Source organism: Maribacter aquimaris (assembly GCF_014596745.1).
Taxonomy (GTDB): domain Bacteria; phylum Bacteroidota; class Bacteroidia; order Flavobacteriales; family Flavobacteriaceae; genus Maribacter_A; species Maribacter_A aquimaris.
In genome coordinates this window covers 323,248-346,711 of the sequence record NZ_JABTCF010000001.1, presented here as the reverse complement: position 1 = coordinate 346,711, position 23,464 = coordinate 323,248, and the positions used below count along the sequence as shown (strand labels likewise).

Annotated in this window: 16 protein-coding genes; 7 read left to right on the top strand and 9 right to left on the bottom strand. The window is 42.4% G+C overall.

What is annotated here, in order from left to right; genetic code table 11:
• Position 1: 1 nt before the first annotated feature.
• Together ggt and HPE56_RS01485 are read right to left on the bottom strand one after the other, a co-directional pair.
• A complete protein-coding gene (ggt, locus tag HPE56_RS01490; protein WP_188241999.1) occupies positions 2 to 1,714 on the bottom strand; it encodes a gamma-glutamyltransferase in 1,713 nt (570 codons plus the stop codon).
• A 12-nt stretch (positions 1,715 to 1,726) separates the two neighbouring features.
• Positions 1,727 to 2,311 (bottom strand): acyl carrier protein phosphodiesterase, encoded by a 585-nt coding sequence (locus tag HPE56_RS01485; protein WP_188241998.1) that lies wholly within the window; start codon positions 2,309 to 2,311, stop codon positions 1,727 to 1,729.
• A gap of 94 nt (positions 2,312 to 2,405) precedes the next feature.
• Between HPE56_RS01485 and glmM the strand changes: the two genes are divergently transcribed.
• Both glmM and HPE56_RS01475 read left to right on the top strand, forming a co-directional pair.
• Entirely contained in the window at positions 2,406 to 3,794 is a 1,389-nt protein-coding gene (glmM, locus tag HPE56_RS01480) for a phosphoglucosamine mutase (protein ID WP_188241997.1), read from the top strand.
• A 10-nt stretch (positions 3,795 to 3,804) separates the two neighbouring features.
• Positions 3,805 to 4,590 carry an endonuclease/exonuclease/phosphatase family protein gene (locus tag HPE56_RS01475; protein ID WP_188241996.1) on the top strand — a complete coding sequence of 262 codons (786 nt, stop codon included), beginning with the start codon at positions 3,805 to 3,807 and terminating at the stop codon, positions 4,588 to 4,590.
• A 13-nt stretch (positions 4,591 to 4,603) separates the two neighbouring features.
• On the opposite strand, the gene HPE56_RS01470 is transcribed toward HPE56_RS01475, so the two are convergent.
• On the bottom strand, positions 4,604 to 5,482 hold the full coding sequence (locus HPE56_RS01470; protein ID WP_188241995.1) for a lysophospholipid acyltransferase family protein: 879 nt from the start codon (positions 5,480 to 5,482) through the stop codon (positions 4,604 to 4,606).
• A 60-nt stretch (positions 5,483 to 5,542) separates the two neighbouring features.
• Here HPE56_RS01470 and HPE56_RS01465 point away from each other — a divergent pair, with 60 nt between their 5' ends.
• Entirely contained in the window at positions 5,543 to 6,193 is a 651-nt protein-coding gene (locus tag HPE56_RS01465; protein WP_188241994.1) for a rhomboid family intramembrane serine protease, read from the top strand.
• A 146-nt stretch (positions 6,194 to 6,339) separates the two neighbouring features.
• On the opposite strand, the gene HPE56_RS01460 is transcribed toward HPE56_RS01465, so the two are convergent.
• On the bottom strand, positions 6,340 to 7,470 hold the full coding sequence (locus HPE56_RS01460) for a TlpA disulfide reductase family protein (RefSeq protein WP_188241993.1): 1,131 nt from the start codon (positions 7,468 to 7,470) through the stop codon (positions 6,340 to 6,342).
• A 103-nt stretch (positions 7,471 to 7,573) separates the two neighbouring features.
• Entirely contained in the window at positions 7,574 to 8,065 is a 492-nt protein-coding gene (locus tag HPE56_RS01455) for a hypothetical protein (RefSeq protein ID WP_188241992.1), read from the bottom strand.
• A 92-nt stretch (positions 8,066 to 8,157) separates the two neighbouring features.
• Here HPE56_RS01455 and HPE56_RS01450 point away from each other — a divergent pair, with 92 nt between their 5' ends.
• The 3 genes from HPE56_RS01450 (at position 8,158) to HPE56_RS01440 (ending at position 13,569) form a co-directional block, all read left to right on the top strand.
• Positions 8,158 to 11,064 (top strand): FAD-binding and (Fe-S)-binding domain-containing protein, encoded by a 2,907-nt coding sequence (locus HPE56_RS01450; protein WP_188241991.1) that lies wholly within the window; start codon positions 8,158 to 8,160, stop codon positions 11,062 to 11,064.
• A 53-nt stretch (positions 11,065 to 11,117) separates the two neighbouring features.
• On the top strand, positions 11,118 to 12,182 hold the full coding sequence (aroC, locus tag HPE56_RS01445; RefSeq protein WP_188241990.1) for a chorismate synthase: 1,065 nt from the start codon (positions 11,118 to 11,120) through the stop codon (positions 12,180 to 12,182).
• 61 nt (positions 12,183 to 12,243) lie between these two features.
• Positions 12,244 to 13,569, top strand: coding sequence for a dicarboxylate/amino acid:cation symporter (locus HPE56_RS01440; protein WP_188241989.1), 1,326 nt, complete (start codon positions 12,244 to 12,246; stop codon positions 13,567 to 13,569).
• Positions 13,570 to 14,471: 902 nt separating this feature from the next.
• Here HPE56_RS01440 and HPE56_RS01435 read toward each other — a convergent pair.
• From HPE56_RS01435 to HPE56_RS01420, 4 genes are all read right to left on the bottom strand, one after another.
• The gene (locus tag HPE56_RS01435; RefSeq protein WP_188241988.1) at positions 14,472 to 15,716 is read right to left on the bottom strand and encodes a mechanosensitive ion channel family protein; all 1,245 of its coding nucleotides are present in this window, start codon (positions 15,714 to 15,716) and stop codon (positions 14,472 to 14,474) included.
• 116 nt (positions 15,717 to 15,832) lie between these two features.
• Positions 15,833 to 17,869, bottom strand: a complete 2,037-nt coding sequence (locus tag HPE56_RS01430; RefSeq protein WP_188241987.1) for a DUF4139 domain-containing protein — start codon at positions 17,867 to 17,869, stop codon at positions 15,833 to 15,835.
• A gap of 1,522 nt (positions 17,870 to 19,391) precedes the next feature.
• Entirely contained in the window at positions 19,392 to 19,799 is a 408-nt protein-coding gene (locus HPE56_RS01425; RefSeq protein ID WP_188241986.1) for a thiol-disulfide oxidoreductase DCC family protein, read from the bottom strand.
• Between the two features lie 178 nt (positions 19,800 to 19,977).
• Positions 19,978 to 22,149, bottom strand: a complete 2,172-nt coding sequence (locus HPE56_RS01420) for an endonuclease MutS2 (RefSeq protein WP_188241985.1) — start codon at positions 22,147 to 22,149, stop codon at positions 19,978 to 19,980.
• Positions 22,150 to 22,324: 175 nt separating this feature from the next.
• Between HPE56_RS01420 and HPE56_RS01415 the strand changes: the two genes are divergently transcribed.
• Entirely contained in the window at positions 22,325 to 23,374 is a 1,050-nt protein-coding gene (locus tag HPE56_RS01415; protein WP_188241984.1) for a DUF6340 family protein, read from the top strand.
• Positions 23,375 to 23,464 lie beyond the last annotated feature (90 nt).

Genomic DNA, 23,464 nt, shown 5'->3' with positions numbered 1-23,464 from the left:
CTTAAAAGCCTACGGCAGTATCATCACCCCGTTTGTCTGCACCGCCTTCCAAGCTTCCGTCGGGTAACATTCGGATGGCATCTACCTTGCCGAGGATTGGTGTACGGTCTTCATTGATGATATATCCCTTCGATTTTAATTCCTTCTTAATTTCCGTTGAAAAACCATCTGGTTCAAATACGATAAAGTCTGGTAACCACTGATGGTGGAATCTCGGTGCGTTGACGGCTTCTTGCATGCTCATGTCGAATTCGTAAGTGTTCAAGATGGTTTGGGCCACTGCCGTAATGATGGTCGATCCCCCTGGACTTCCAACCACGAGCCAAAGTTTACCATCTTTTTCAACAATGGTTGGGGTCATTGAACTTAGCATTCTTTTTTCTGGAGCGATACTATTTGCATCGGCACCTATAAGTCCAAACATATTCGGTACTCCGGGTTTGGCACTGAAATCATCCATTTCGTTGTTAAGGAAAAACCCTAATTCATCACAATACAACTTGGAACCATAAGCCCCATTTAAGGTGGTGGTAACCGATACGGCATTGCCTTCTTGGTCGACAATGGAGTAGTGCGTGGTTTCGGAACTTTCTGAAATTTGAATCTTACCGCGTTCCATTTCAGAGGATAAGGTAGCTTTATTGAAAGTAAAGTCTTCCATGCGACCTGCTAAGTATGTATTGCTCAACAATACATCAAGGGGAATATCGACAAAATCAGGGTCACCCAAATAGAAGTTACGGTCTGCATAAGCACGCCTGCAGGCTTCAGTGAACAATTGAATGGTTTTGGTGGAATTATGTCCAAAATCGGATATTTCATAGGGTTCGATCATTTTGAATATCTGATTCATGGTAACGCCTCCACTACTAGGGGGACTCATTGATATTATTCTAAGGTCCTTATAGTCGAATGTGATGGGCTGGCGCCATTTTGCCTCGTACTTGGCTAGGTCTGCCATAGTGACATACCCTCCTTGGTCTTGAATGAATGTCGATAATATCTTTGCGGTTTCTCCCTTATAAAACTCATCACGTCCATTCTTGACGATACGCCTCAACGTGTTTGCCAAAGCAGGGTATTTTAAGGTGTCACCTGCTGAACAGGTATTGAAAAACAATGTATTATCACCATTTACCTCAAGTATTTGTTTTCTGTAATGTTCGAGTCGGGCAGCTTGCTTTTCTGTGACAACAACACCTTGTTCAACCAACCTGATTACCGGGTTGATGATATCTTTTATGGGTAAGCTTCCAAATGCTTCGTGTACTTTAAAGATGCCAGCGATAGTGCCGGGAACACCAACGGCAGTGGCTCCAATAGTACTTTTTCCGGGAATGACATTTCCAAGCGAATCCAAATACATGTCTTTGTGGGCGGATAACGGGGCTTTTTCGCGATAATCCAAGGCGCCTACATCCCCGTTAGCCTTTCGGTAGACCATAAAGCCACCACCTCCTAGATTTCCTGCAAATGGATAAGCCGCAGCCAAGGCCAGTTCCGTGCCGACCATGGCATCGAAGGCATTTCCCCCTTTTTTAAGTATTTCGATCCCAATGGACGAAGCTTCTTTACGTGCGGAAACAACCATGGCTTTTTCCGCTACCAATCCCGTGGGTTTGGCTGGTTGTTTCTTGCATTCTGTTAGGGAAAGCGCAATGGATACCAGAAAAAAATATTTAAAGTAAGGCTTTAATTTATTTGTTACTAACATTTGATATACAAGCTATAGTGATTTATATTTTTGTTTTGAGAAAGTTATCAATTCATTAAAAAAAGAAGTGAATTCCTTTTCGAAATCCGAATAGTGTTCTTCCAGGTCTAAAATGGCAAAATTCATTTTTGACCTATTTTTTGTCCTTCGGTCCATACCCTGCAATACCTTGTCGATACCCTCCATTTTAGAATAATTGAACAACCAATCATCACTGATCATATAAGGCATCATTCGTTGGACACCTGTTGGTAGTATCGCGTAATTATCTTCCAATAGGTCATAAAAATCATTCACGAATATCTTTAATGGCGTATCGGAATAGTGTTTCCAATTCTTGGCTAAAAAATGGTCATAATAGATATCAACGATTACCCGGCTATAATGACTGTAGTTTTTGTGTAAGCGTTTGCTACTTATTTTGGGGATAGGGTGCGAATCGGTATAGGTGTCTATTTCCCGATGCAATATGACCCCTTTTTGAATGCGACTTGGTAAGTGGTCAATTTTATTTCCACGGATGCTATCGGCAATAAAGTTGCCTATGGCAATTTCCTTATCACCGAAGGAAAGATAAATATGGGCCAGAAAATTCATAGGGCTATTATATGGTTCATAAGGTCGAATTTACCAAATTGAAGGTTAGGATTGGCATTAGTCTTTTATATTTGCATAAAAATTTATAAAAATCATGACGCTTATTAAATCAATTTCAGGGATAAGAGGTACTATAGGGGGTCAACCAGGTGAAAACCTAACACCTATTGATGCGGTTAAATTTGCAGCCGCCTATGGTATATGGCTAAAAGGCTATTCAAAAAAGGAAAAATTGAAAGTGGTCATAGGTAGGGATGCAAGATTGTCCGGTGAGATGATTCAAAACCTTGTGGTTTCCACTTTGGTGGGATTGGGAATTGATGTCATTGATTTGGATTTGTCAACAACACCTACCGTTGAAATTGCCGTTCCTTTGGAAAAAGCGGATGGTGGCATTATATTGACTGCCAGTCATAATCCCAAACAATGGAACGCTTTGAAACTCCTGAATGAAAAAGGGGAGTTCTTGGATGCTTCGCAGGGGGCCAAGATCCTTGGGATTGCGGAAAGTGAGGATTTCACATTCGCAGCGGTTGATGACTTGGGTAGTATAACCAAGAATGATGCGTATATCGATATTCATATTGATGAGGTTTTAGACCTTGACTTGGTTGATGCCGATACCATTAGAAAGGCCAACTTTAAAGTGGTGGTCGATGGGGTCAATTCAACAGGGGGTATCGTTATCCCTAAGTTATTGGAGACCTTAGGGGTTGAAGTGGTGAAATTGTATTGTGATCCAACCGGTGAATTTCCCCATAACCCTGAGCCATTAAAGGAGCATTTGGGTGATATCTGTGAACGGGTTGTCAAGGAAAAGGCCGATTTCGGTATTGTGGTAGATCCGGATGTTGATCGATTGGCATTTATCAGTAATGATGGGGAAATGTTCGGTGAGGAATATACCTTGGTGGCTTGTGCCGACTATGTGCTGGGGAAAACAAAAGGAAATACGGTTTCCAACCTTTCGTCCTCAAGGGCGTTACGGGATATTACCGAAAAGCATGGGGGCACTTATGAGGCTGCAGCGGTAGGTGAAGTGAATGTAGTGACCAAGATGAAGGCGAATAAGGCTATAATTGGAGGTGAAGGTAACGGTGGTATCATCTATCCTGAAAGTCATTATGGTCGTGACGCTTTGGTCGGTACAGCCTTGTTTTTGATGTTGATGGCAGAAAAGGGTGGAACGGTTAAGGAACTGCGTGATAGCTATCCAAGCTATTTTATGAGCAAAAAGAAAATTCAATTGACTCCTGAATTGGATGTTGATGGTATCTTAAAAGCCATGGCAGATAAATATGCAGGGGAGGAAGTTTCCACCATTGATGGTGTAAAGGTTGATTTTGCCGAAAATTGGGTGCACTTACGTAAATCGAATACCGAACCTATTATCCGAATTTATACGGAAGCCAAAAGTCAAAGTGAAGCTGACGGACTGGCGGATCGGATTATCGGTGAGATCAAGGAGATTTCAGGCATCTAAAATTCAAGCTATGGCAAATAAAATAAGGTTACTACTTTGTGTTGTATTCTGTGTTTACTTCAATGGGTATTCCCAAACCGATACTTTAAAGGTGATAAGTTTTAATATACTGCATGGGGCAACCACTAAAAATGATTTCAATCTAGACACCATTGCCGGAGTGATAAATAAGTACAAGCCTGACTTGGTTGCCATGCAGGAAGTCGATTTTAAAACCAATAGGGCAAAGAAATTTGATTTGCCGACAGAAATTGGCATACGTACCAATATGGTATCCTTATTCGCAAGGGCGATGTACTTTGATGGAGGGGAGTACGGTGAGGCGGTTCTTTCCAAGTTAAGTTTTATTGCTTCCGAGAATATTCCGTTGCCACACCAGAGTAGTTCTGAACCGAGAGCTGCGCTATTGACTAGGGTAAAGACAAAAAACGGAAATGTCATTCAATTCGTGGGTACGCATTTGGATCATTTGGGCGATAATACGGATCGACTAATGCAGGCAAAAGCCATTAATGAGGTCTTGGGAGCATCCGAATACCCAACGTTGTTGGTTGGCGATTTGAATGATGGTCCTGACAGTGAAACCTTGAAAATACTAAGGAAAACATTCTATAAACCCCAAATTCCCGAGGCCAGACAAAAAACTTGGCCTGCAAATCAACCGAAAGTTTGTCTGGATCATATTTTGTACAACATGCCAGAACGGTGGAAGGTCATCGATTATGAAATAGTTTGTGAAAATTATGCCAGTGATCATTGCATTGTAATAGCCACCTTGGTTTATCAATCGAACTAGAAGTTTGTGTACCCTATTTAGGGGCCTTGTCTCTGTGTTTCCAACGGCGATGGGTCCAAAAATATAGTTCCGGACGTTCCTTGATCTGTTGTTCGGTAAGGGCGAGGAACTTATCCGTGATTTCGTTTTTTGCAGTGTTGCTTCCGGCCGTGGTAATAGGTATGAACTCTGCATTGTAGTAACCACGTTTTACTTTACTGACTTTTAAGAATACAACGGCAAGATCAAGTTTTCGTGCTAAATTTTCCGCACCGTTAAAGACTGGGACCTTAACCCCCATGAATTCTTTCCAATATTGGGCTCGTTGGGCTTGGGGAGATTGGTCACTGACCATACCGTATATGGCCCTAATGTTATCTTGGTGATTCTGTATAACGGTTTTGATGGTTTCTTTTTGGGTGATTAGGCTGGTGTGGTGTTTGGCCCTGATTTTCTTGACCAGTTTGTCAAAATAAGGATTGCTTATTTTTTGGTAAACGGCATAGCCCTTGGAAGCCGTGTAATTGCTAAGGCTTACGTTCCATTCCCAGTTGGCGTAATGTGCACAAACAAGTAATATGCTTTTCTCTTTCTCGATTTCATGAAGAACCTCGATATTGGTAACGTTGTATTTCCTTTTAAAGGCTTCTTTTGAAAGATTCATACCTTTGACCATTTCCAGGAACATGTCGCACATATGGTGGTAAAAATCCTTTTCTATTGCATTTAATTCCTCTTTGGATTTGTCTGGAAAAACCAATTCCAGATTACCGCGAACCACTTTTTTACGATACCCGATAACCCGATATACCAAAAAGAACATAAAATTGGAAAACCCATAAAACAAATGATGGGGCAGAATTGAAATAACCCACAATAATGGGTAGATTAAAATAAAGGCAAGTAGCTGCATGAATTATGTAGTAAACCGCAAATATAGCTATATTTGACACGAAATGTAACGCTTCATAACATGTATAATTTACACATCGCTACCATTGCCATTATAGCGGCCAATGTACTCGTATCCTTAAAAGGATTTAATGACACCAATTTTTTCGAACGGTATAAGTTTGGAATTGGCGCGATAAAGGCGGGACAAAAAGATAGAATGTTGACATCAGGTTTTCTGCATGTGGATATGTCCCACCTCTTTATGAATATGTTCACGCTATATTTTTTTGCCGATGTGGTCATTTCGTGGTTCGGTCCAGCGAAATTCGTGGGGATTTATTTTGTAAGTCTAATTGCCGGAAGCCTATTGGCGTTGTTTTTCCATAAGGATGAACCTTACTATAGTGCTGTTGGGGCAAGTGGAGCGGTTACGGGAATATTGTATGCGGCCATATTATTACAGCCCGACATGCGATTGGGAATCATGTTCATACCTATACCTTTACCGGCCTATGTATTGGGTATCGGATATTTGTTATATTCTATTTATGGAATGAAAAAGCGTTTGGGTAATATTGGACATACAGCCCATTTTGGAGGTGCGATTGGAGGTTATGTCGCGACATTGTTGTTCAAGCCCGAGCTTTTGGTTACCGACACCTTAATGGTTATTCTCTTGGCCATTCCTATTGTTATCCTATTCGTGATGGAAAAATTGGGTAAAATTTAAAAGCCATTTGTTTTTATGGAGCTTCGAAATAGCTCTTGGTGATTTTAATTGCCATACGCCTGTTTTTTGTAATAAGGTTGTAAAACATAAAAAGCCCTTCAAGTATAATACACTTGAAGGGCTTTTTGTTATTGCGGGTTGCCCGATCAATCAAGCAATTCCGAAATACGGGCCTCCAAAGCAGGGCCTCTTAGGTTTTTGGCAACAATGACTCCATTTTCATCCAGTAAGAAAGTAGCGGGTATGGCGTCAACATTGTATAATTTCGCGATGGCATCATCAAAATAGGCAATATTTGAAACATGGTGCCATTCCAATCCGTCATCACTGATGGCCTTTTTCCAGGCTTCCGCTGTTTTATCCAAGGAAACACCGATGATACTCAGTCCTTTTTCCTTGTATTTGTTGTACACCTTTACAACGTTGGGGTTTTCGGCACGACAAGGTCTGCACCATGCGGCCCAAAAATCAATAAGGGTAACCTTACCCTTGACATCGCTAAGGGCTAAAAATTCCCCTGAGGGTGATGGGGCTGAAAAATCAGGGGCAATGGCACCTACGCTGGTGTTTTTGGAACTGGCTTCCTTCTTATTTAAGGCATCCAGGGTTTTCATGACTTTCTTGGCGGCTTCAGTTTCCTTGATTTCAGGGGTGAGACCATCATACAATTCCCGAAGCTCTTCCCCAGTCGATGTTTTGGTGTTAATGGCTCTATCGATCAATAAAGCGGAAATCAAAGCATTGGGGTGTGATTTTATATAGTCAAGTTCAAAAGCTTCGTACTCGCCCCGTAACTCATTCAGTTCTTCTTGTAATGAGTTTACTAAAACAGTATCCCTTGCCCCGGTAGCGGTTCTAAGGTCTTTTTGTATGTTTATTGCCTGATTTGATACTTCCCTTGAGTTTTTTTGAAAATCGTATAGAAATTCATTTTGTGGGGTGCCGATGGCTTTGGCAAAACCAAGGCTGTCTTTGTGGGCCGTAAATTCAATTTCACCATTCTCCACTATAGTAGCTGCATAACCACCAAGTTGGTCTACAAAGATAAAATGCATTTCAGGACTGTTTTTTTGACCTGTGAACACAAAGTTTCCGTTAACGACCATGGTTGTATCAACATTGACAAGGCCATTTTGCTTGCCTGCTTTCTTTAAATATACCGCAGTACTATCGGCGACATCACCGGTTAATGTTCCGTTGATTGTGTAACCTTCTGGTTTTGAGTTGCAAGAAGCTAAAATTCCCAAGGCAATCAGGGGTAATAAAATGTTTTTCATTCGTTATGTTTTTTATAGAAGTGTAAATGTAGTTATAACTGCCCATAAATAAAAAGCCCCCGGCAAATGTTGGGGGCTTTGTTCTTGTATGGTTGTCAGTTGTTTAGAATTGGTACCGTATTCCCAAGGCAATATCAAAGTCGAAATTGTCCGAGAAACCATCGTATCCTATCAAACCTATTTCAGGTCTGAAATCCAGTGAAATCAGAAGGGGTATGTCAAAATTATATTCTACACCTATATCACCCGCACCAAAAATAAATAGCCCGTCATCATCATTGGTAAGATAGTCAAAATCTACATTTCCCAATCCACCGCCTACACCGTAGTACCAATTGAAATTACCGTCTAGGGGCAACACCCATTGGTAAATTCCTGAAAGTTTAAAGGCACTGAAATTACGATTGTCCCTCCATCCTAAATCAACCTCAAGTCGATTATATCGTGAAAGTGACTTTTGATAAGAGATTTCCGCTCCAAAACCATCACTGTCCCCCATACGTAAACCTATGGCGTGTTCTGAGATTTCCTGACTGAACACAGTCGAAAATGAAGCAATACAAGCAATTAACGTAAGTGTTTTTAAAAATTTCATAAGATTTGATTTTTGAGTTGTAAAAATAAGGATTCTTTACATTGCTGAAAATAATATCTTAATTTTACGCGATAAATTGTACCGTATCGATCATGGAGAATATGAATGTGTTGAGGCAGGAACTTGCAGGCGAATTACTGACGGATAACTTAAGTACAACCTTGTATGCCACAGACGCCTCGGTTTACCGTAAAATACCTAAGGCTGTTGCTTTTCCTAAGAATGTTGGGGACATTAAGAAAATAGTGGAATTCGCTTCCAAAAATAACATGGGGATTATTCCAAGGACGGCAGGTACTTCATTGGCCGGACAGTGTGTGGGTGACGGAATCGTTGTTGATGTATCAAAACACTTTACCCAGATCATTGATTTGGATGTTGCAAATAAACGGGTAACCATACAGCCGGGCGTCATTCGTGATGAACTTAATCAATACCTGGAACCACACGGATTGTTTTTTGGACCGAATACGTCTACATCGAACCGTTGTATGTTGGGGGGAATGGTCGGAAACAACTCTTCTGGGACTACATCCATCCAATATGGGGTGACTAGGGATAAGGTTATTTCCTTAAAAACAATATTGTCCGATGGTTCCGAAGTGGAATTCAAACCTCTTTCAAAAAGGGAATTCCAAGAAAAAATTGCTTTGGACGGCCTTGAAGGAAAGATTTATAAAGACGTATTCAATGAGTTGTCTAATAAGGAAATACAAGAAGAGATAAAGAGTGAATTCCCAAAACCGGAAATTCATAGGCGAAATACCGGATATGCGATTGATGAATTGCTGAAAAGCAGCATCTTCGATGGTCCCGAAGAAACCTTCAACTACTGTAACCTGCTTACAGGAAGTGAGGGAACCTTGGCTTTCACCACTGAAATTACGGTACATTTAGATGAAATACCACCAAAGTATTCCGCCATGGTGGTCACGCATTATACGACCTTGGAAGATTGTTTGAGTGATGTGGTCCCTGTTATGGGGCATGGTTTGCACTTATGCGAAATGATGGATAAGGTTATTTTGGATTGTACCAAAAACAATACCACCCAACTCAAAAATCGATTTTTTGTGGAAGGGGATCCAGCGGCGTTATTGATGCTGGAACTAAAGGCAGATAGTGAGGAAGAACTTCAAAACGAGATCCAAAAACTTATTGTGACTATAAAAGCTTCCGGATTAAGCTATGCCAATCCTATTCTTTATGGGGGAGATATAGCGAAAGCCGTTGAACTTCGAAAAGCGGGACTTGGGCTCTTGGGTAATATCGTTGGGGATATGAAGGCCGTGGCCTGTATTGAGGATACGGCGGTTGCTCTTGAGGACCTGAAGGATTTTATTGCAGAATTCAGTGAAATCATGAAAGGGTATAAACAAAATGCGGTTTATTATGCCCACGCCGGTGCAGGTGAACTGCATTTGAGGCCGATACTGAACCTTAAGAAATCCAAGGATGTGGCTTTGTTTCGTTCTATAACCACGGATGTCGCTAAACTGACCAAAAAATATCGAGGTTCTTTTAGTGGGGAACATGGTGATGGTATTGTCCGTGCAGAGTTTATCCCATTGATGATTGGGGAAAAGAATTACGAACTTCTCAAGCGGATCAAGGCTTCTTTTGACCCTAAGGGGGTTTTCAATCCTGGAAAGATCGTCGATGCCTACCCTATGGATGAATCCCTGCGTTATGAGATCGATAGGGATGAACCGGAAATCCCGACCTTAATGGATTTTTCCGATAGTGAGGGGATTTTAAAGGCTACGGAAAAATGTAATGGGAGTGGCGATTGCCGAAAGACCCACCATGCCAAAGGAGGTATGTGCCCTAGTTACCACGCCACAAAGAACGAAAAAGATACAACGAGGGGAAGGGCCAATGCCTTTCGTGAATTTTTGACCAACGGGGCTGGCTCCAATAAATTCAATCAAAGTGAATTAAAGGAGGTTTTCGACCTTTGTTTAAGTTGTAAGGCTTGTGCCAGTGAATGTCCCAGTAATGTGGATATTGCCAGCCTTAAGGCGGAATTTCTATATCAATACCAAGAACAAAATGGGTATTCTTTGCGAAGCAAACTCTTTGCATACAATACCGAACTCAATAAAATCAGTAGTAAGGTGGCCTGGCTTACCAATGCTGTTTATGGCTCCGAATGGCTTAGTGGATTGTTAAAGCAATCGGTTGGCGTCGCCAAGGAACGGTCTATGCCAAAAGTTTCAAGTTTTAATTTTAACAAGCATCTTCAAAATACTAAATTACAGGAAAATAAAATAAAAAGAAAGGTAGTTCTTTATATTGATGAGTTTACCCATTATATGGATACCGATCTCGGTAAGGATGCTATAGAATTGCTTACCCGACTGGGGTATGATATTCAATTGTTTTATGCGGAAAGTGGACGGACCTATTTGTCAAAAGGGTTTTTGAAACAGGCTAAAAAATTGGCTATTGCAAATGTCAAGGAATTGAAATTGTTTTTAGGACAGGATACCCCGGTGCTTGGAATAGAACCATCGGCCATATTATCCTTTAGGGATGAATACAAAAGATTGGTCCCGGATCAAGAAGGGGTGAAGGCGATTGCGGATAACGTATTTTTAATTGAGGAATTTTTGGCCAAAGAGATTGAGAAAGGTCTATTGACTTCCGATAGATTTACCAAAGAGGCCAAAACCATTAAAATACATAACCATTGTCATCAAAAGGCATTGTCGAATCAAAAAGTGACTTTTGATATCCTCAATTTGCCCGAAAATTATTCGGTGACCATCATTAGTTCCGGTTGCTGTGGTATGGCCGGTTCCTTTGGGTATGAAAAAGAGCATTACGATGTAAGTATGCAAATCGGGGAGCTTAAATTGTTTCCTGCCATCCGTCAGAGTGGTGATTCGACCATTATATCGGCCAACGGAACCAGTTGTAGACACCAAATAAAGGACGGCACCGACAGGGATGCAATGCATCCTATTACAATCTTAAAAAATGCTTTGGTAAATTGATTTTTGAATCCGTTCATTAACAATTATCTTTGGCACTCACTTAATAAATATGTATGGCTGGGAATACTTTTGGTAACCTTTTTAAATTATCCACTTTCGGGGAATCGCATGGCGCTGCAATTGGCGGGGTTTTAGATGGATGTCCCCCAGGGATTTCAATTGACCTCAAGGCCATCCAAAAGGAACTTGACCGGCGTAAACCAGGTCAATCGGCCATAGTGACCCAGCGTAAGGAGCCCGATACCGTGGAATTCTATTCCGGAATATTCGAAGGCAAAACCACGGGAACACCCATTGGTTTTGCCATTCACAATACGAATCAAAAATCTGGCGACTATTCGCATATTAAAGATTCTTACAGGCCTTCCCATGCCGATTATGTCTATGATCAAAAGTATGGTTTCCGCGATTATCGCGGAGGGGGTCGGAGTTCGGCCCGGGAAACCGCCAGTAGGGTAGTGGCCGGGGCTATTGCCAAACAATTCCTGTCAGGTATAAAAATCAATGCTTATGTTTCCCAGGTTGGTGACTTGAAACTGGCCAAGGATTATCAAGAGCTCGATTTTTCATTGATTGAATCAAATCCTGTACGTTGCCCAGACCCCGAGATGGCTTCGAAAATGGAGGATTATATCAAGAATGTGCGTAAAGAGGGAGATACTATCGGGGGGGTGATCTCCTGTGTTATCCAAAATGTACCCATTGGTTTGGGAGAGCCTGTTTTTGACAAACTACATGCTGAATTGGGTAAGGCCATGTTGTCTATCAATGCTGTAAAGGGGTTTGAATACGGAAGTGGATTTGAAGGGGTCAAAATGAAGGGTAGTAAGCACAATGATCAATACAACCCGGACGGAAGCACTAAAACCAATCACAGTGGGGGTATTCAAGGAGGCATCAGTAATGGAATGGATATTTATTTCAATGTTGCCTTTAAGCCGGTAGCCACGGTGATACAGCCTTATGAAACCATTGATAAAGAAGGAAACAAGGTAGTGACAAAGGGTAAAGGCCGTCACGATCCCTGTGTCGTTCCAAGGGCGGTACCTATTGTTGAGGCCATGGCGGCATTGGTCCTTGCCGATTATTCTTTACTGGAGCGGACGATAAAATTGTAGCCACTTCTTCGACCTTTCCAAACAAATTGGTATATTTCCATTCCAATTTAAATATAGGTCTATGAAGAAAATGGAATTGCACTGGCAGATAATCTTGGGAATGTTCCTTGGAATATTATTCGGATTTGCCATGACACAGATAAGTTGGGGTGGGGATTTTGTTTCAGACTGGATCCAACCACTAGGTACTATTTTTGTCAAACTCCTGAAGTTAATAGCCATTCCATTGATAATTGCGTCCTTGATCAAGGGTATTTCCGATCTTAAGGATATTTCAAAATTCAGGAATATCGGTATTCGAACCATAGTGATTTATGTATGTACCACGATTGTGGCCATTACCATTGGGTTGATTTTGGTCAATATCATGCGTCCCGGTGACGGCATCTCACAAGACACCATTGATAGGTTGACTACGGCCTACGCCAATGATAGTGGGGTCACTTCTAAAATAGCGGAAGCTTCAAAACAAAAGGAGGCGGGTCCGCTTAGTTTTCTGGTCAATATGGTGCCGGACAACGCCATAAAGTCGATGAGCGATAATAGATTGATGCTCCAGGTGATATTCTTCACCATCTTTATGGGTATTTCCATGTTGTTGATCGGGGAGGAAAAATCAAAACCCCTTAAAAGATTTTTTGATGCCCTTAACGATGTGGTTTTGAAAATGGTCGATTTGATCATGTTAACAGCACCAGTGGCTGTTTTTGCCCTATTGGCCGGTGTTGTGGTATCCTCAAGTGACCCCGATCTGTTATTGGCTTTGCTTAAGTATGCTGGGGTTGTGGTGTTGGGGTTGTTTTTCATGGTTGTTTTCTATATGATCTTAATTTCGGTATATACAAAGAAGAATCCATTTTGGTTTTTAAAGGAGATTAGTCCGGCCCAATTATTGGCATTTTCGACCAGTTCGAGTGCAGCAACCTTGCCTGTGACTATGGAAAGGGTGGAAGAGCACATTGGTGTGGACAAGGAAGTTTCCAGTTTTGTATTACCGGTAGGGGCTACCATCAATATGGACGGTACAAGCCTTTACCAAGGTGTTGCAGCCGTATTTATCGCCCAAGCGTTGGACTTTCACCTAGGGTTGGGGGACCAATTGATCATCGTACTTACGGCCTTACTGGCATCAATAGGTTCTGCTGCGGTACCAGGAGCGGGCATGGTTATGTTGGTCATTGTATTGGAATCCGTAGGTTTCCCAGCGGATAAACTCGCTATTGGCTTGGCTTTGATATTCGCGGTAGACCGTCCCTTGGATATGTGTCGTACCATAATCAATGTGACCGGGGATGCCACGGTTGCGACGGTTGTGGCAAAATCGGTAGGTAAACTCGGCGAGCCCCATGTTGAGAATTGGGATGACCACTTGGATGAAGTCAAGTAGGACGCAGGGTTTTATAAAGACCCTTGGTAAGAGTACTTCCTGATTTTCATAAACCTTTGATGAATGTTGTTTAAGACGCAGCTCGGCTTACTGTGATTTCCCAGTCGTTCCTCCTTAGAAATGACGCTAGGTCATTCCGACAAAGCGATAGCGCCGAGGAATCACATCCTAGTTTTCATAAACCTTTGATGAATGTTGTTTAGGCGCAGCTCGGCATACTGTGATTTCCCAGTCGTTCCTTCCTCGAAATGACGGGTTGGTCATTCCGACAAAGCGATAGTGCCGAGGAATCACATCCTAGTTTTCATAAATCTTTGTTGAATGTTGTTTAAGGCGCAGCTTGGCATACAGTGATTTCCCAGTCGTTCCTCCTTCGAAATGACGGTAGGTCCTTTCGACAAAGCGATAGCGCCGAGGAATCACATCCTAATTTTCGTAAACCTTTGTTGAATGTTGTTTAAGGCGCAGCTCGGCATACTGTGATTTCCCAGTCGTTCCTCCTTCGAAATGACGGTAGGTCATTCCGACAAAGCGATAGCGCCGAGGAATCACATCCTAGTTTTCGTAAAGCTTTGTTGAATGTTGTTTAAGGCGCAGCTCGGCTTACTGTGATTTTCCAGTCGTTCTTCCTTCGAAATGACGGTAGGTCATTCCGACAAAGCGATAGCGCCGAGGAATCACATCCTAGTTGTCGTAAAACTTTGTTGAATGTTGTTTAGGCGCAGCTCGGCATACTGTGATTTCCCAGTTGTTCCTCCTTCGAAATGACGGGTTGGTCATTCCGACAAAGCGATAGCGCCGAGGAATCACATCCTAGTTTTCGTAAAGCTTTGTTGAATGTTGTTTAAGGCGCAGCTCGGCTTACTGTGATTTTCCAGTCGTTCTTCCTTCGAAATGACTTCCTATTTCTTAAAATTGGCACTACTGGGCAATTCAAAACCTTCCAGTTCAAAATAGGGTATGGCCGCCAAAAGATGATCGAAAATATCGGCCATGATATATTCGTAATTGGCCCACCGTTTATCACTACTAAAGGCGTAGACCTCAATGGGCAATCCTTGAGGGGTAGGTTCCAAATGACGCACCATAATGGTCATGTCCTTGTTTATTCCGGAATGGGCGTTGATATAAGTATCGATATATTTTCTGAAAACCCCCACGTTCGTAAGGTTCTTTCCATTGATCAAAAGTGATTTGTCTATTTCATTTTCACTATTGAAGGTGTTAATGGCTTTACCCCGGGTTTCAAGATAATTACGAATCAATTCAATCTTTTTAAGGGCCTCAACACTTTCTTTGGTCAAGAATTTGATGCTTTCCTGTTTGATGATAAGGGCCCTTTTGATACGTCTTCCCCCTGAATCATCCATGCCCCTCCAGTTCTTGAAGGAGTCGGAGATTAAGGCATAGGTTGGAATCGTGGTAATGGTCTTATCGAAATTCTGCACTTTTACCGTTGCTAGGGTTATTTCAATAACATCACCATCAGCCCCGTATTTCTCAAAAGTAATCCAATCCCCTATACGTACCATATCATTGATAGAGACTTGTATACTGGCAACAAACCCTAAAATGGTATCCTTGAAAACAAGGATTATGACCGCCGATGCGGTACCTAATGCCGTAAGGAATTTCCAAAGTTCAATACCTGAAATAATCGAAAAGGCATAGAACAACCCAATAGACCAAGCAAATATCATAAATACCTGTATGTAGCTATCTATGGGTTTATCCCGAAGACTGGCGAGGGATTTAAGGAAGTCCTTAAACGTATTCAGCAAACTGCGAACGACCCATAGGAATAACACTATACCAAAGACCTCTATGGTTTTGGAGAAAAAGATTTCTGCATTCGGGAAATCCCGGAATATTTCTGGAATGGCCTTATAAGCCACAACCACGGGAATAATATGGGCAATGTTCCTAGGTACTTTGTTTTTTACCAATAGGTCATCGAATTTTGATTTGGATAAGAGGGATAGGCGATTGAATATACCCACAATGACTTTTCGTAAAAAATAATCAAAAACAAAAAGTACGATCAAAACTATTAACAGCAAAATGAGCATATTGATAGTCTCAGCCCATGAATCGGAAAATCCACGATCTACCAAAAAATCAAAAATCCAATGTGAAGTCATTATCATAAATTTTGATTTTTGGGGTTCGTACAGTGTATTGACGAACCCCAATTGAGTGGTGCAAAATTAACGGATCACTTCCGATTTACGTTGCTTTTCACACTTCTTTATGAAAACTGATATTAAATCGAAATGGACTTGTGTTTTGGGTATTTTACCTTGAAGGAAAAAGTTTCCGTTGTACTTTGTTTTGGGGCTATTTGAAGCTCCCAAGTCAATAGGCCTTTTTTGGCATTCAAGGAAGCATTGTTCGGTTCGATGTCATCTACTTTTATCTCCTTGTTCTGGGATAAGGGCACACGATCCATCAGTTTTATTTGTACGGGAGTGGATTTGTTGTTTTTTACCACTAATTCGTAGGTTCTGTCGAGGATGCGATTGCTCCCAGTGAAAGATCTACTTTTAAAATTCCGATCCTGTGAGCGGGTCACGGTGATGTCGGGATCAATACCCAGGGATAAGGTTATTTCCTTGTCCGTTGTATACGGATCAATCGTTGTTTTTCCAGCAAGCCTTCCCTCAAAATAAACGTTGGCCTCTCCCGGCAACATGCTATGTTGTTCCCAATCCATAACGGTTGCTGTCATGAAAACATTTTCATTGAGGACGGGAGCCGCAAAATAGCTGTATTCGGCCTTTAATTCAAAAGTATTCAGTTCAATGGCCGTTATGTCCCCATTTGAGGGTAGGGAATAAGGTTTCTTAATGACGAACTTGGTATTTGTAGCCCCTGTATCCACAGTGCTTTTCTTTGTGGTAATGACAATAACACCATGACCTCCGCGATTACCATATAAGCTGATGGCATTGTCTCCTTTCAGGATGTCGATGGATTGGATTTCGTTTTCATCCAAATCCCCCTCAATAAAGCCATCAACAGGCACTCCGTCGATAATATATAGTGGGGTAACGGGTTCAGGGGTTTTCGTATGGTTTGATTTACTGGATAAGCCCCTAATCCTTACCCCGGACGAAGATCCGGAGATACCATAACCTGTTACCACCACTTCTTCAAGGAGTTCGGCACTTTCCTCTAAACGGCAATTAATAATCGAACTATAGATGGGGATTTCTAAACGGGTGTACCCTATGTATGTAATGGCCAATTCCTTTCCATTAGGGACTTCCAACGAATAATTGCCGTCATAATCGGTTAGGGTACCCAAGGAGGTGCCTTTGATCATTACATTTGCTCCGGGTAGGGGCATTCCCGATGCGTCTGTGACCTGACCCATGACTTCTTTGACCGTGGGGTTATAAAAATATTTTTGTTTCTTAATAGGCCCTTGATGTCGCGCAGCATTAGGGTTTATAAAGTTGAGATACTTTGGGCCCATATCCGGTTTGACGATATTCAAGGATGGATTTCCTGTGGATAGACTGATTTTGACGTTATTCCAGTCCACCCCCGTTTTTTGATACACATGGGCTTTATAGGTCAGTCGCAAGGGGGCGTCCAATTGACGTGATTTTATGTCATAATTCGGTATCCATCCGGCATCCTTAATCGTATACGATATTTGAAGTGGTAAGGTTGTAGCTATGGAAGTGTCTATTTTCAGGCGTATTACGCCTTGTTCCTTGATTGGGGTGTTGTTGATTTCGACCAATTGTTTGCGATATTTTTCAAGTTCTAGGTTCAACAACCCTATGGTTTGATCGGTTTGCAGTATTTCATTTTTAATGGCTATTATCCGCTCACGGTAATACGAGCTTATCTGTTTGATCCGGTCCAAATCCAAGGCGGTGTTGTTTCCACCGATCAATCTATTGGCATTGATGACCTTTTGTTCTTCCTCGAACCCGGAGATATTGTTTTTTAGTAACGCAATTTGATGTTCGTGCCCATCGATTGCTTTTTGAAGATTGGTTATTTGCGGATTGTCTTCTAAAGGGGATAAATAATCAATGTCAAATTGCAAGGACAGGATGGAGGCTGACTTTAACCCTGAAATCCGGATGCTGCTTTCATCGATTTGGGGGGAGAGTCCGATAAGTGTAAATTCACTCGTTCCAGGGGTAAGCTGTACCTGTGCCACTCGTGTTATTTGGGCACCACTTAGGAATACGGTGACCTCTTTGATCTTCGTCGGTATTTTTTTATCGTTCCCGTAGAATAGTATGGGGATTAGAAAGAGGAGAAGTACTAATTTTTTCATTGTGTTGGATTTTAAAGTTTATCTAAGGTCCCTCTTGAAAGACAATTAAAAAACCACGGTTGCGTGAAAGGGGGCAAGGGGTGAGGAAAAGTGTGTTTTGGGTTAGGGAAGATGTATATCGTCCTGGTAAACCAATAGCATTTTACTTTTAACTGGACGAATAACCGTATACGATTTAAGCCGTGTGCTGGTTTGTGGTAGGGGATAGGGTGTCCCAATAATTCCTCCTTCGAAATGACGGTGGGTCATTCCGAACGTATGAGGGGAATCGCATCCTGGTTTTCGTAAATCTTTGTGGATTGTTGATTAAGACGTGGCTTGGCTTGATGTGATTTCCCAATCGTTCCTTCTTGGAAATGACGTGTTGGTCATTCCGACAAAGCGATAGCGCCGAGGAATCACATCCTAGTTTTCGTAAACCTTTGTTGAATGTTGTTTAAGACGCAGCTCGGCATACTTTGATTTCTCAGTCGCGTTCCTCCTTTGAAATGACGGTAGGTCGTTCCGAATGTATGTGGGGAATCACATCCCGCTTGGTAAAAACCCTTGTGGATGGTTGATTAAGACGTGGCTCGGTTTGATGGGATTTCTCAGTCGCGTTCCTCCTTCGAAATGACGGTGGGTCGTTCCGAACGTATGTGGGGAATCACATCCTGGTTTTCGTAAATCTTTGTGGATTGTTGTTTAAGACGTGGCTTGGCTTGATGTGATTTCTCAGTCGTTCCTCCTTCGAAATGACGGTGGGTCATTCCGACAAAGCGATAGCGCCGAGGAATCACATCCTGGTTTTCGTAAATCTTTGTGGATTGTTGATTTAGACGTGGCTTGGCTTGATGTGATTTCTCAGTCGTTCCTCCTTCGAAATGACGGTGGGTCGTTCCGAACGTATGTGGGGAATCACATCCCGCTTGGTAAAAACCCTTGTGGATGGTTGATTAAGAAGTGGCTCGGTTTGATGGGATTTCTCAGTCGCGTTCCTCCTTCGAAATGACGGAGGGGTCATTCCGACAAAGCGATAGCGCCGAGGAATCACATCCTAGTTTTCGTAAACCTTTGTGGATAGTTGATTAAGATGCGGCTCGGTTTGATGGGATTTCTCAGTCGCGTTGCTTCTTCGAAATGACGGTGGGTCATTCCGACAAAGCGATAGCGCCGAGGAATCACATCCTGGTTTTCGTAAATCTTTGTGGATTGTTGATTTAGACGTGGCTTGACTTGATGGGATTTCTCAGTCGCGTTGCTTCTTCGAAATGACGGTGGGTCATTCCGAACGTATGCTAGTAATCACATCCTAGTTTTCGTAAACCTTTGTTGAATGTTGTTTAAGACGCAGCTTGGCATACTGTGATTTCTCAGTCGTTCCTCCTTGGAAATGACGTGTTGGTCATTCCGACAAAGCGATAGCGCCGAGGAATCACATCCTAGTTTTCGTAAATCTTTGTGGATTGTTGATTAGGACGTGGCTTGGCTTGATGGGATTTCTCAGTCGCGTTGCTTCTTCGAAATGACAAGGGGGGGGCTTCTATTCCAAAAACTTGGACTTTAGTTCGGGTGTAGGTATCATACAGGCGTCTTTTTTGCCGTACCATTGGTATCGGTTACGGGCAATAAAATCGTATACGATATCACTTAAGCTACTGGGAATCAATTCCAGTACGGTTAGCATTTTCCATGCGCCACCAAAGGAAATCCCTATTTTCAAGGCCGCGGTCGACTTGGTATAATAAGCTACACCAGGTTCGATAAGAATAATGGAATCTACGGTTTCCGTATCGATATGACGCTCTTTCACCAGTTGTTTTCCTAGGTCACCTTGAAGGGTTGCAAAACGGAATTCATCCTTTTTATCATGTCTTATGATAAATTGGATAGACCGATTGCAGAGATTACAAACGCCATCAAAAAGCACTATTTTCTTAGTATCCTCCATATTTTATTTCACTGTTGTTGTGTTTCAATTCCCTGGAAAGATAAGTATAACCTTTTCAAAGGAAATGGTTTCCAATTCCATAATCAAAGGTGTTTGTTTTTAGTTAAAAATCATATACGATTATTGTAATATATTGATAATCAAATTCAGTACAACCCAATATTGGGGAGAAGCAGTCTTATTTTTTGGCCTCCACCAACTCCAACTGATCCACACTTACATTGGTGGTGAACAGGCCATAATTCACGAATGCCTTGTTCTTTTCCAGGTTATCGATACTGCCAACGGCCTTACCATCTATCATTCGCACACGGTCCCCGATATTAAAAACAGGGCGGGGCTTGTTCTTTTCGGCGATGACCGCTTTCTTTTTCGCTACTTTCTTTTTTTCGCGTATAACCTTGACTTCTTTTTCTACTTCCTGGGCCACCTGGACTTTCTTGGCCCGTGCTGCTTTCACTTCCTTGACGGGCTTCTTCTTGCGTTTACTGTTCTCGGTCTCCACAATACGCAACAATTCTGAAACCAACACCCGTTTTTTCTTATCGTGGAAATAGTGTTCCGCAGCAGTATTCACCTTATTTCCCAAATAGATCATTCGCTGGTTGTGGTCGTATAATTCCTGATAATTCTCCAGTTTGGATTTGATCTTGGAGTTCAAGGTTTCAAGTCTACGGGCTTCTTCCCTTGCCTTTAACTCCTCCTCATGCAGTTTAGAGCCTGTTTCAGCCATTTTGCTGCGTTCTTTCTGTAGTTTGGCTATGGTGGCATCAAAGCGTACTTTTCCGCGCTCTATCTTCTTCTTTGCCTTGTTGATGAGCGAGTAGGGGATGCCGTTCTTTTGTGCCACCTCAAAAGTGAACGAGCTACCCGCTTGTCCCAATACCAATTGGAAGGTGGGTTCCAAGGTTTTCGAATTAAAGAGCATGTTCGCATTCGTACAATGCGGCAATTCATTGGCCAAGGCCTTTAAATTGGCGTAGTGGGTGGTAATCACTCCATAGGCTCCACGTTCATAGAACACCTCTAGGAAGGCCTCGGCCAAGGCCCCTCCCAACTCAGGGTCACTTCCGGTCCCGAATTCATCGATTAGGAACAAGGTCTTGCTATTGCATTTCCTCAAGAAATTGTTCATGTTCTTTAGCCGATAGCTATAGGTGCTCAAATGGTTTTCGATGGATTGGTTGTCCCCGATATCCGTAAGGACCTTTTTGAACAAGCACATGGAGGAGCGTTCGTGCACAGGGACCAAAAAACCGCTTTGCAACATGACCTGTAGCAAGCCAATGGTTTTTAGGGTAATACTCTTCCCCCCGGCATTGGGACCCGAAATAACGATGATCCGGTTGTCTGGCTGTAATTCTATGGTCTGCGGATACGTTTTCGCACGTTTCAACTTATTGCTTAGGAAAAGTAGGGGATGGTAGGCATCCCTTAAGAACATCTTACGCTCCTCACTGATTTTCGGCAATATGGCGTTCATTTCAGAGGCGTACTTTGCTTTGCCCGCGGTAATATCCATATGGGCCAAGTATTCTTGATAATCGCTTAAAAAAGGGGAAAAGGGCCGAATGCGCCCCGTTAGTTCATTAAGGATCCGCTGTACTTCCTCCCGTTCATCGAATTCCAGATTGTTCAGTTGCCTGCTGTATCGCAAGGAGGCCTCAGGCTCTATATAGACGATACTACCGGTTTTGGAGGATCCCATAACCGTACCTTTTACTTTCTTGCGATACATCGCCTTTACCGCCAAGACCCGACGGTTCTCAACGACCGACTCCCGAATGTCATCCAAATAATCGGAAGTTTTATAGGTGTTCAATGCCGAAGCGAAACTTTGGTTGATCTTTCCTTTTACCTCATTGATTTCTTGGCGTATGCTCAATAATTTATCGGAGGCATTGTCCTTGATCTCCCCAAAACGGTCGATAACGGAATCAATATGTGCCGGTATTTCGGTGTTTAGTTGGATTTCTTCCGTAGCCTCGAACAACAAAGGGAAATACTCCTTGAATTTCTTAAAGAACTTTTTATGGTCGGCAACGGTCTTGCAAATGTTTCCAATACGTCGAAAACCAATGATCTCAAGGGTGGTGTTTTCGATTTTGAGCAATTTCAGGTCTCCGTCTATACTGTCAAACCCATGGTTGGGAATACGATTGTCACTGATCAGGGAGGATAAATACTCAGAAGTTTGTCCCAGTTGGCGATGTATGGCTTCCACATCGGGTAATGGGGCAATGTCCAAAGCCCTCTGTTTACCCAATTCGGTAGTGCAGCGTACGGAAAGCTGTTTCAATACCGTATCGAATTCTAAATCTTGAAGTGTTTTTGAATGAATCGTACCCATTTGCCTTTATAAATCGATTGCAAAGGTATGATTTAGGGATGATATGGCGAACTTTTGAAATCCTTAACCAAATACCTTGTTTTTCTATCGGTTTTTTGGCTTCCTGATCGATTGATTTTACTGCTTGTATATACGATAAGCCATTCTTTTTACGTTCTATTCAAAATCCAACCCAATGAGAAATCGTAACCCATTTATTGCAATAGCCTTGTTATCCTTACTTTTTGTAGGTTGCAGTGCGACCAACAATCTGACCATGAGTGCCATTGAACCGGCACCCGTAACCCTTTCCAAGGATGTAACCCGAATAGGGATTATCAACCGCAGTTTGCCTGCCGAGGGAAATAAGGTTGCCGATCAGGTCGATAAACTTTTATCGGTGGAGGGCTTGCATTTTGATGAAGAGGGTTCCAAAGCCGCTGTTTTGGCCTTAAAAGAACAACTGCAACAAAACCAAAACATACAAGAGGTGGTGATTATCCAGGATAATCCCCAATTGAAGAAGGGGCTCAGTGTGTTTCCAGCGCCATTGAACTGGGAAGATATAGAATCCCTGTGCGAGCAATATAAAGTAGACGCCATATTTTCATTGGCGTTTTACGATACCGATACCCGAGTGACCTATAAGATGACTACCATGCAATTGCCCAATGATCTGGGAATAAAGGCATCGGTGCCCGCCCATGAATTGACCTTGAATACCTTGGTTAAGAACGGATGGCGTATCTATGACCCCTATAGCCGTCGCATTGCCGATGAGTTGGTTTATAATGACCCCGTGGTTTCTGTAGGGAAAGGGATCAATCCCGTTAAGGCCTATGAAGCTATCATGGGTAGAAAAGAAGCGGTTTTGAGTACAAGTACATATATCGGGAAGGACTATGCCCAGCGTATATTGCCCTATTCACATCGGGTCAATAGGGATTATTTCGTAAAGGGCACCAATAATTTTAAAATTGCCCAACGGAGGGCCCAGGCGGGGGATTGGGAAGGTGCCGCTGAACTTTGGCAGTTGGAAACCTCGAATAAAGATAGCAAGGTGGCCGGACGTGCCTGTTATAATATGGCCATAAGCAATGAGATCAACGGGGATTTGGAATCCGCGATACAATGGGCCTCAAAATCCTATACCGATTACGAAATAAACGATGCACTCCGTTATTTGAATACCCTAAAATATCGTGTAAGGCAGCAAGAAAACCTCAACCAGCAATTGTCGAAATAACCTGTTGTCCAAGCGTCGGCGTAGGGCCGACCTATCTTAGGTGGACTATTTTATGTAAGGCTTCCCGCGTCGTGGGTGGAAATTGCGCAC

Bases quoted from the DNA above. Each gene is read 5' to 3' on its own strand.
- HPE56_RS01450 (WP_188241991.1), top strand. From the start codon at position 8,158: ATGGAGAATATGAATGTGTTGAGGCAGGAACTTGCAGGCGAATTACTG.
- HPE56_RS01430 (WP_188241987.1), bottom strand. From the start codon at position 17,869: ATGAAAAAATTAGTACTTCTCCTCTTTCTAATCCCCATACTATTCTAC.
- HPE56_RS01440 (WP_188241989.1), top strand. From the start codon at position 12,244: ATGAAGAAAATGGAATTGCACTGGCAGATAATCTTGGGAATGTTCCTT.
- HPE56_RS01420 (WP_188241985.1), bottom strand. From the start codon at position 22,149: ATGGGTACGATTCATTCAAAAACACTTCAAGATTTAGAATTCGATACG.
- HPE56_RS01425 (WP_188241986.1), bottom strand. From the start codon at position 19,799: ATGGAGGATACTAAGAAAATAGTGCTTTTTGATGGCGTTTGTAATCTC.
- HPE56_RS01465 (WP_188241994.1), top strand. From the start codon at position 5,543: ATGTATAATTTACACATCGCTACCATTGCCATTATAGCGGCCAATGTA.
- HPE56_RS01435 (WP_188241988.1), bottom strand. From the start codon at position 15,716: ATGATAATGACTTCACATTGGATTTTTGATTTTTTGGTAGATCGTGGA.
- aroC (WP_188241990.1), top strand. From the start codon at position 11,118: ATGGCTGGGAATACTTTTGGTAACCTTTTTAAATTATCCACTTTCGGG.
- HPE56_RS01415 (WP_188241984.1), top strand. From the start codon at position 22,325: ATGAGAAATCGTAACCCATTTATTGCAATAGCCTTGTTATCCTTACTT.
- ggt (WP_188241999.1), bottom strand. From the start codon at position 1,714: ATGTTAGTAACAAATAAATTAAAGCCTTACTTTAAATATTTTTTTCTG.
- HPE56_RS01455 (WP_188241992.1), bottom strand. From the start codon at position 8,065: ATGAAATTTTTAAAAACACTTACGTTAATTGCTTGTATTGCTTCATTT.
- glmM (WP_188241997.1), top strand. From the start codon at position 2,406: ATGACGCTTATTAAATCAATTTCAGGGATAAGAGGTACTATAGGGGGT.
- HPE56_RS01485 (WP_188241998.1), bottom strand. From the start codon at position 2,311: ATGAATTTTCTGGCCCATATTTATCTTTCCTTCGGTGATAAGGAAATT.
- HPE56_RS01475 (WP_188241996.1), top strand. From the start codon at position 3,805: ATGGCAAATAAAATAAGGTTACTACTTTGTGTTGTATTCTGTGTTTAC.
- HPE56_RS01460 (WP_188241993.1), bottom strand. From the start codon at position 7,470: ATGAAAAACATTTTATTACCCCTGATTGCCTTGGGAATTTTAGCTTCT.
- HPE56_RS01470 (WP_188241995.1), bottom strand. From the start codon at position 5,482: ATGCAGCTACTTGCCTTTATTTTAATCTACCCATTATTGTGGGTTATT.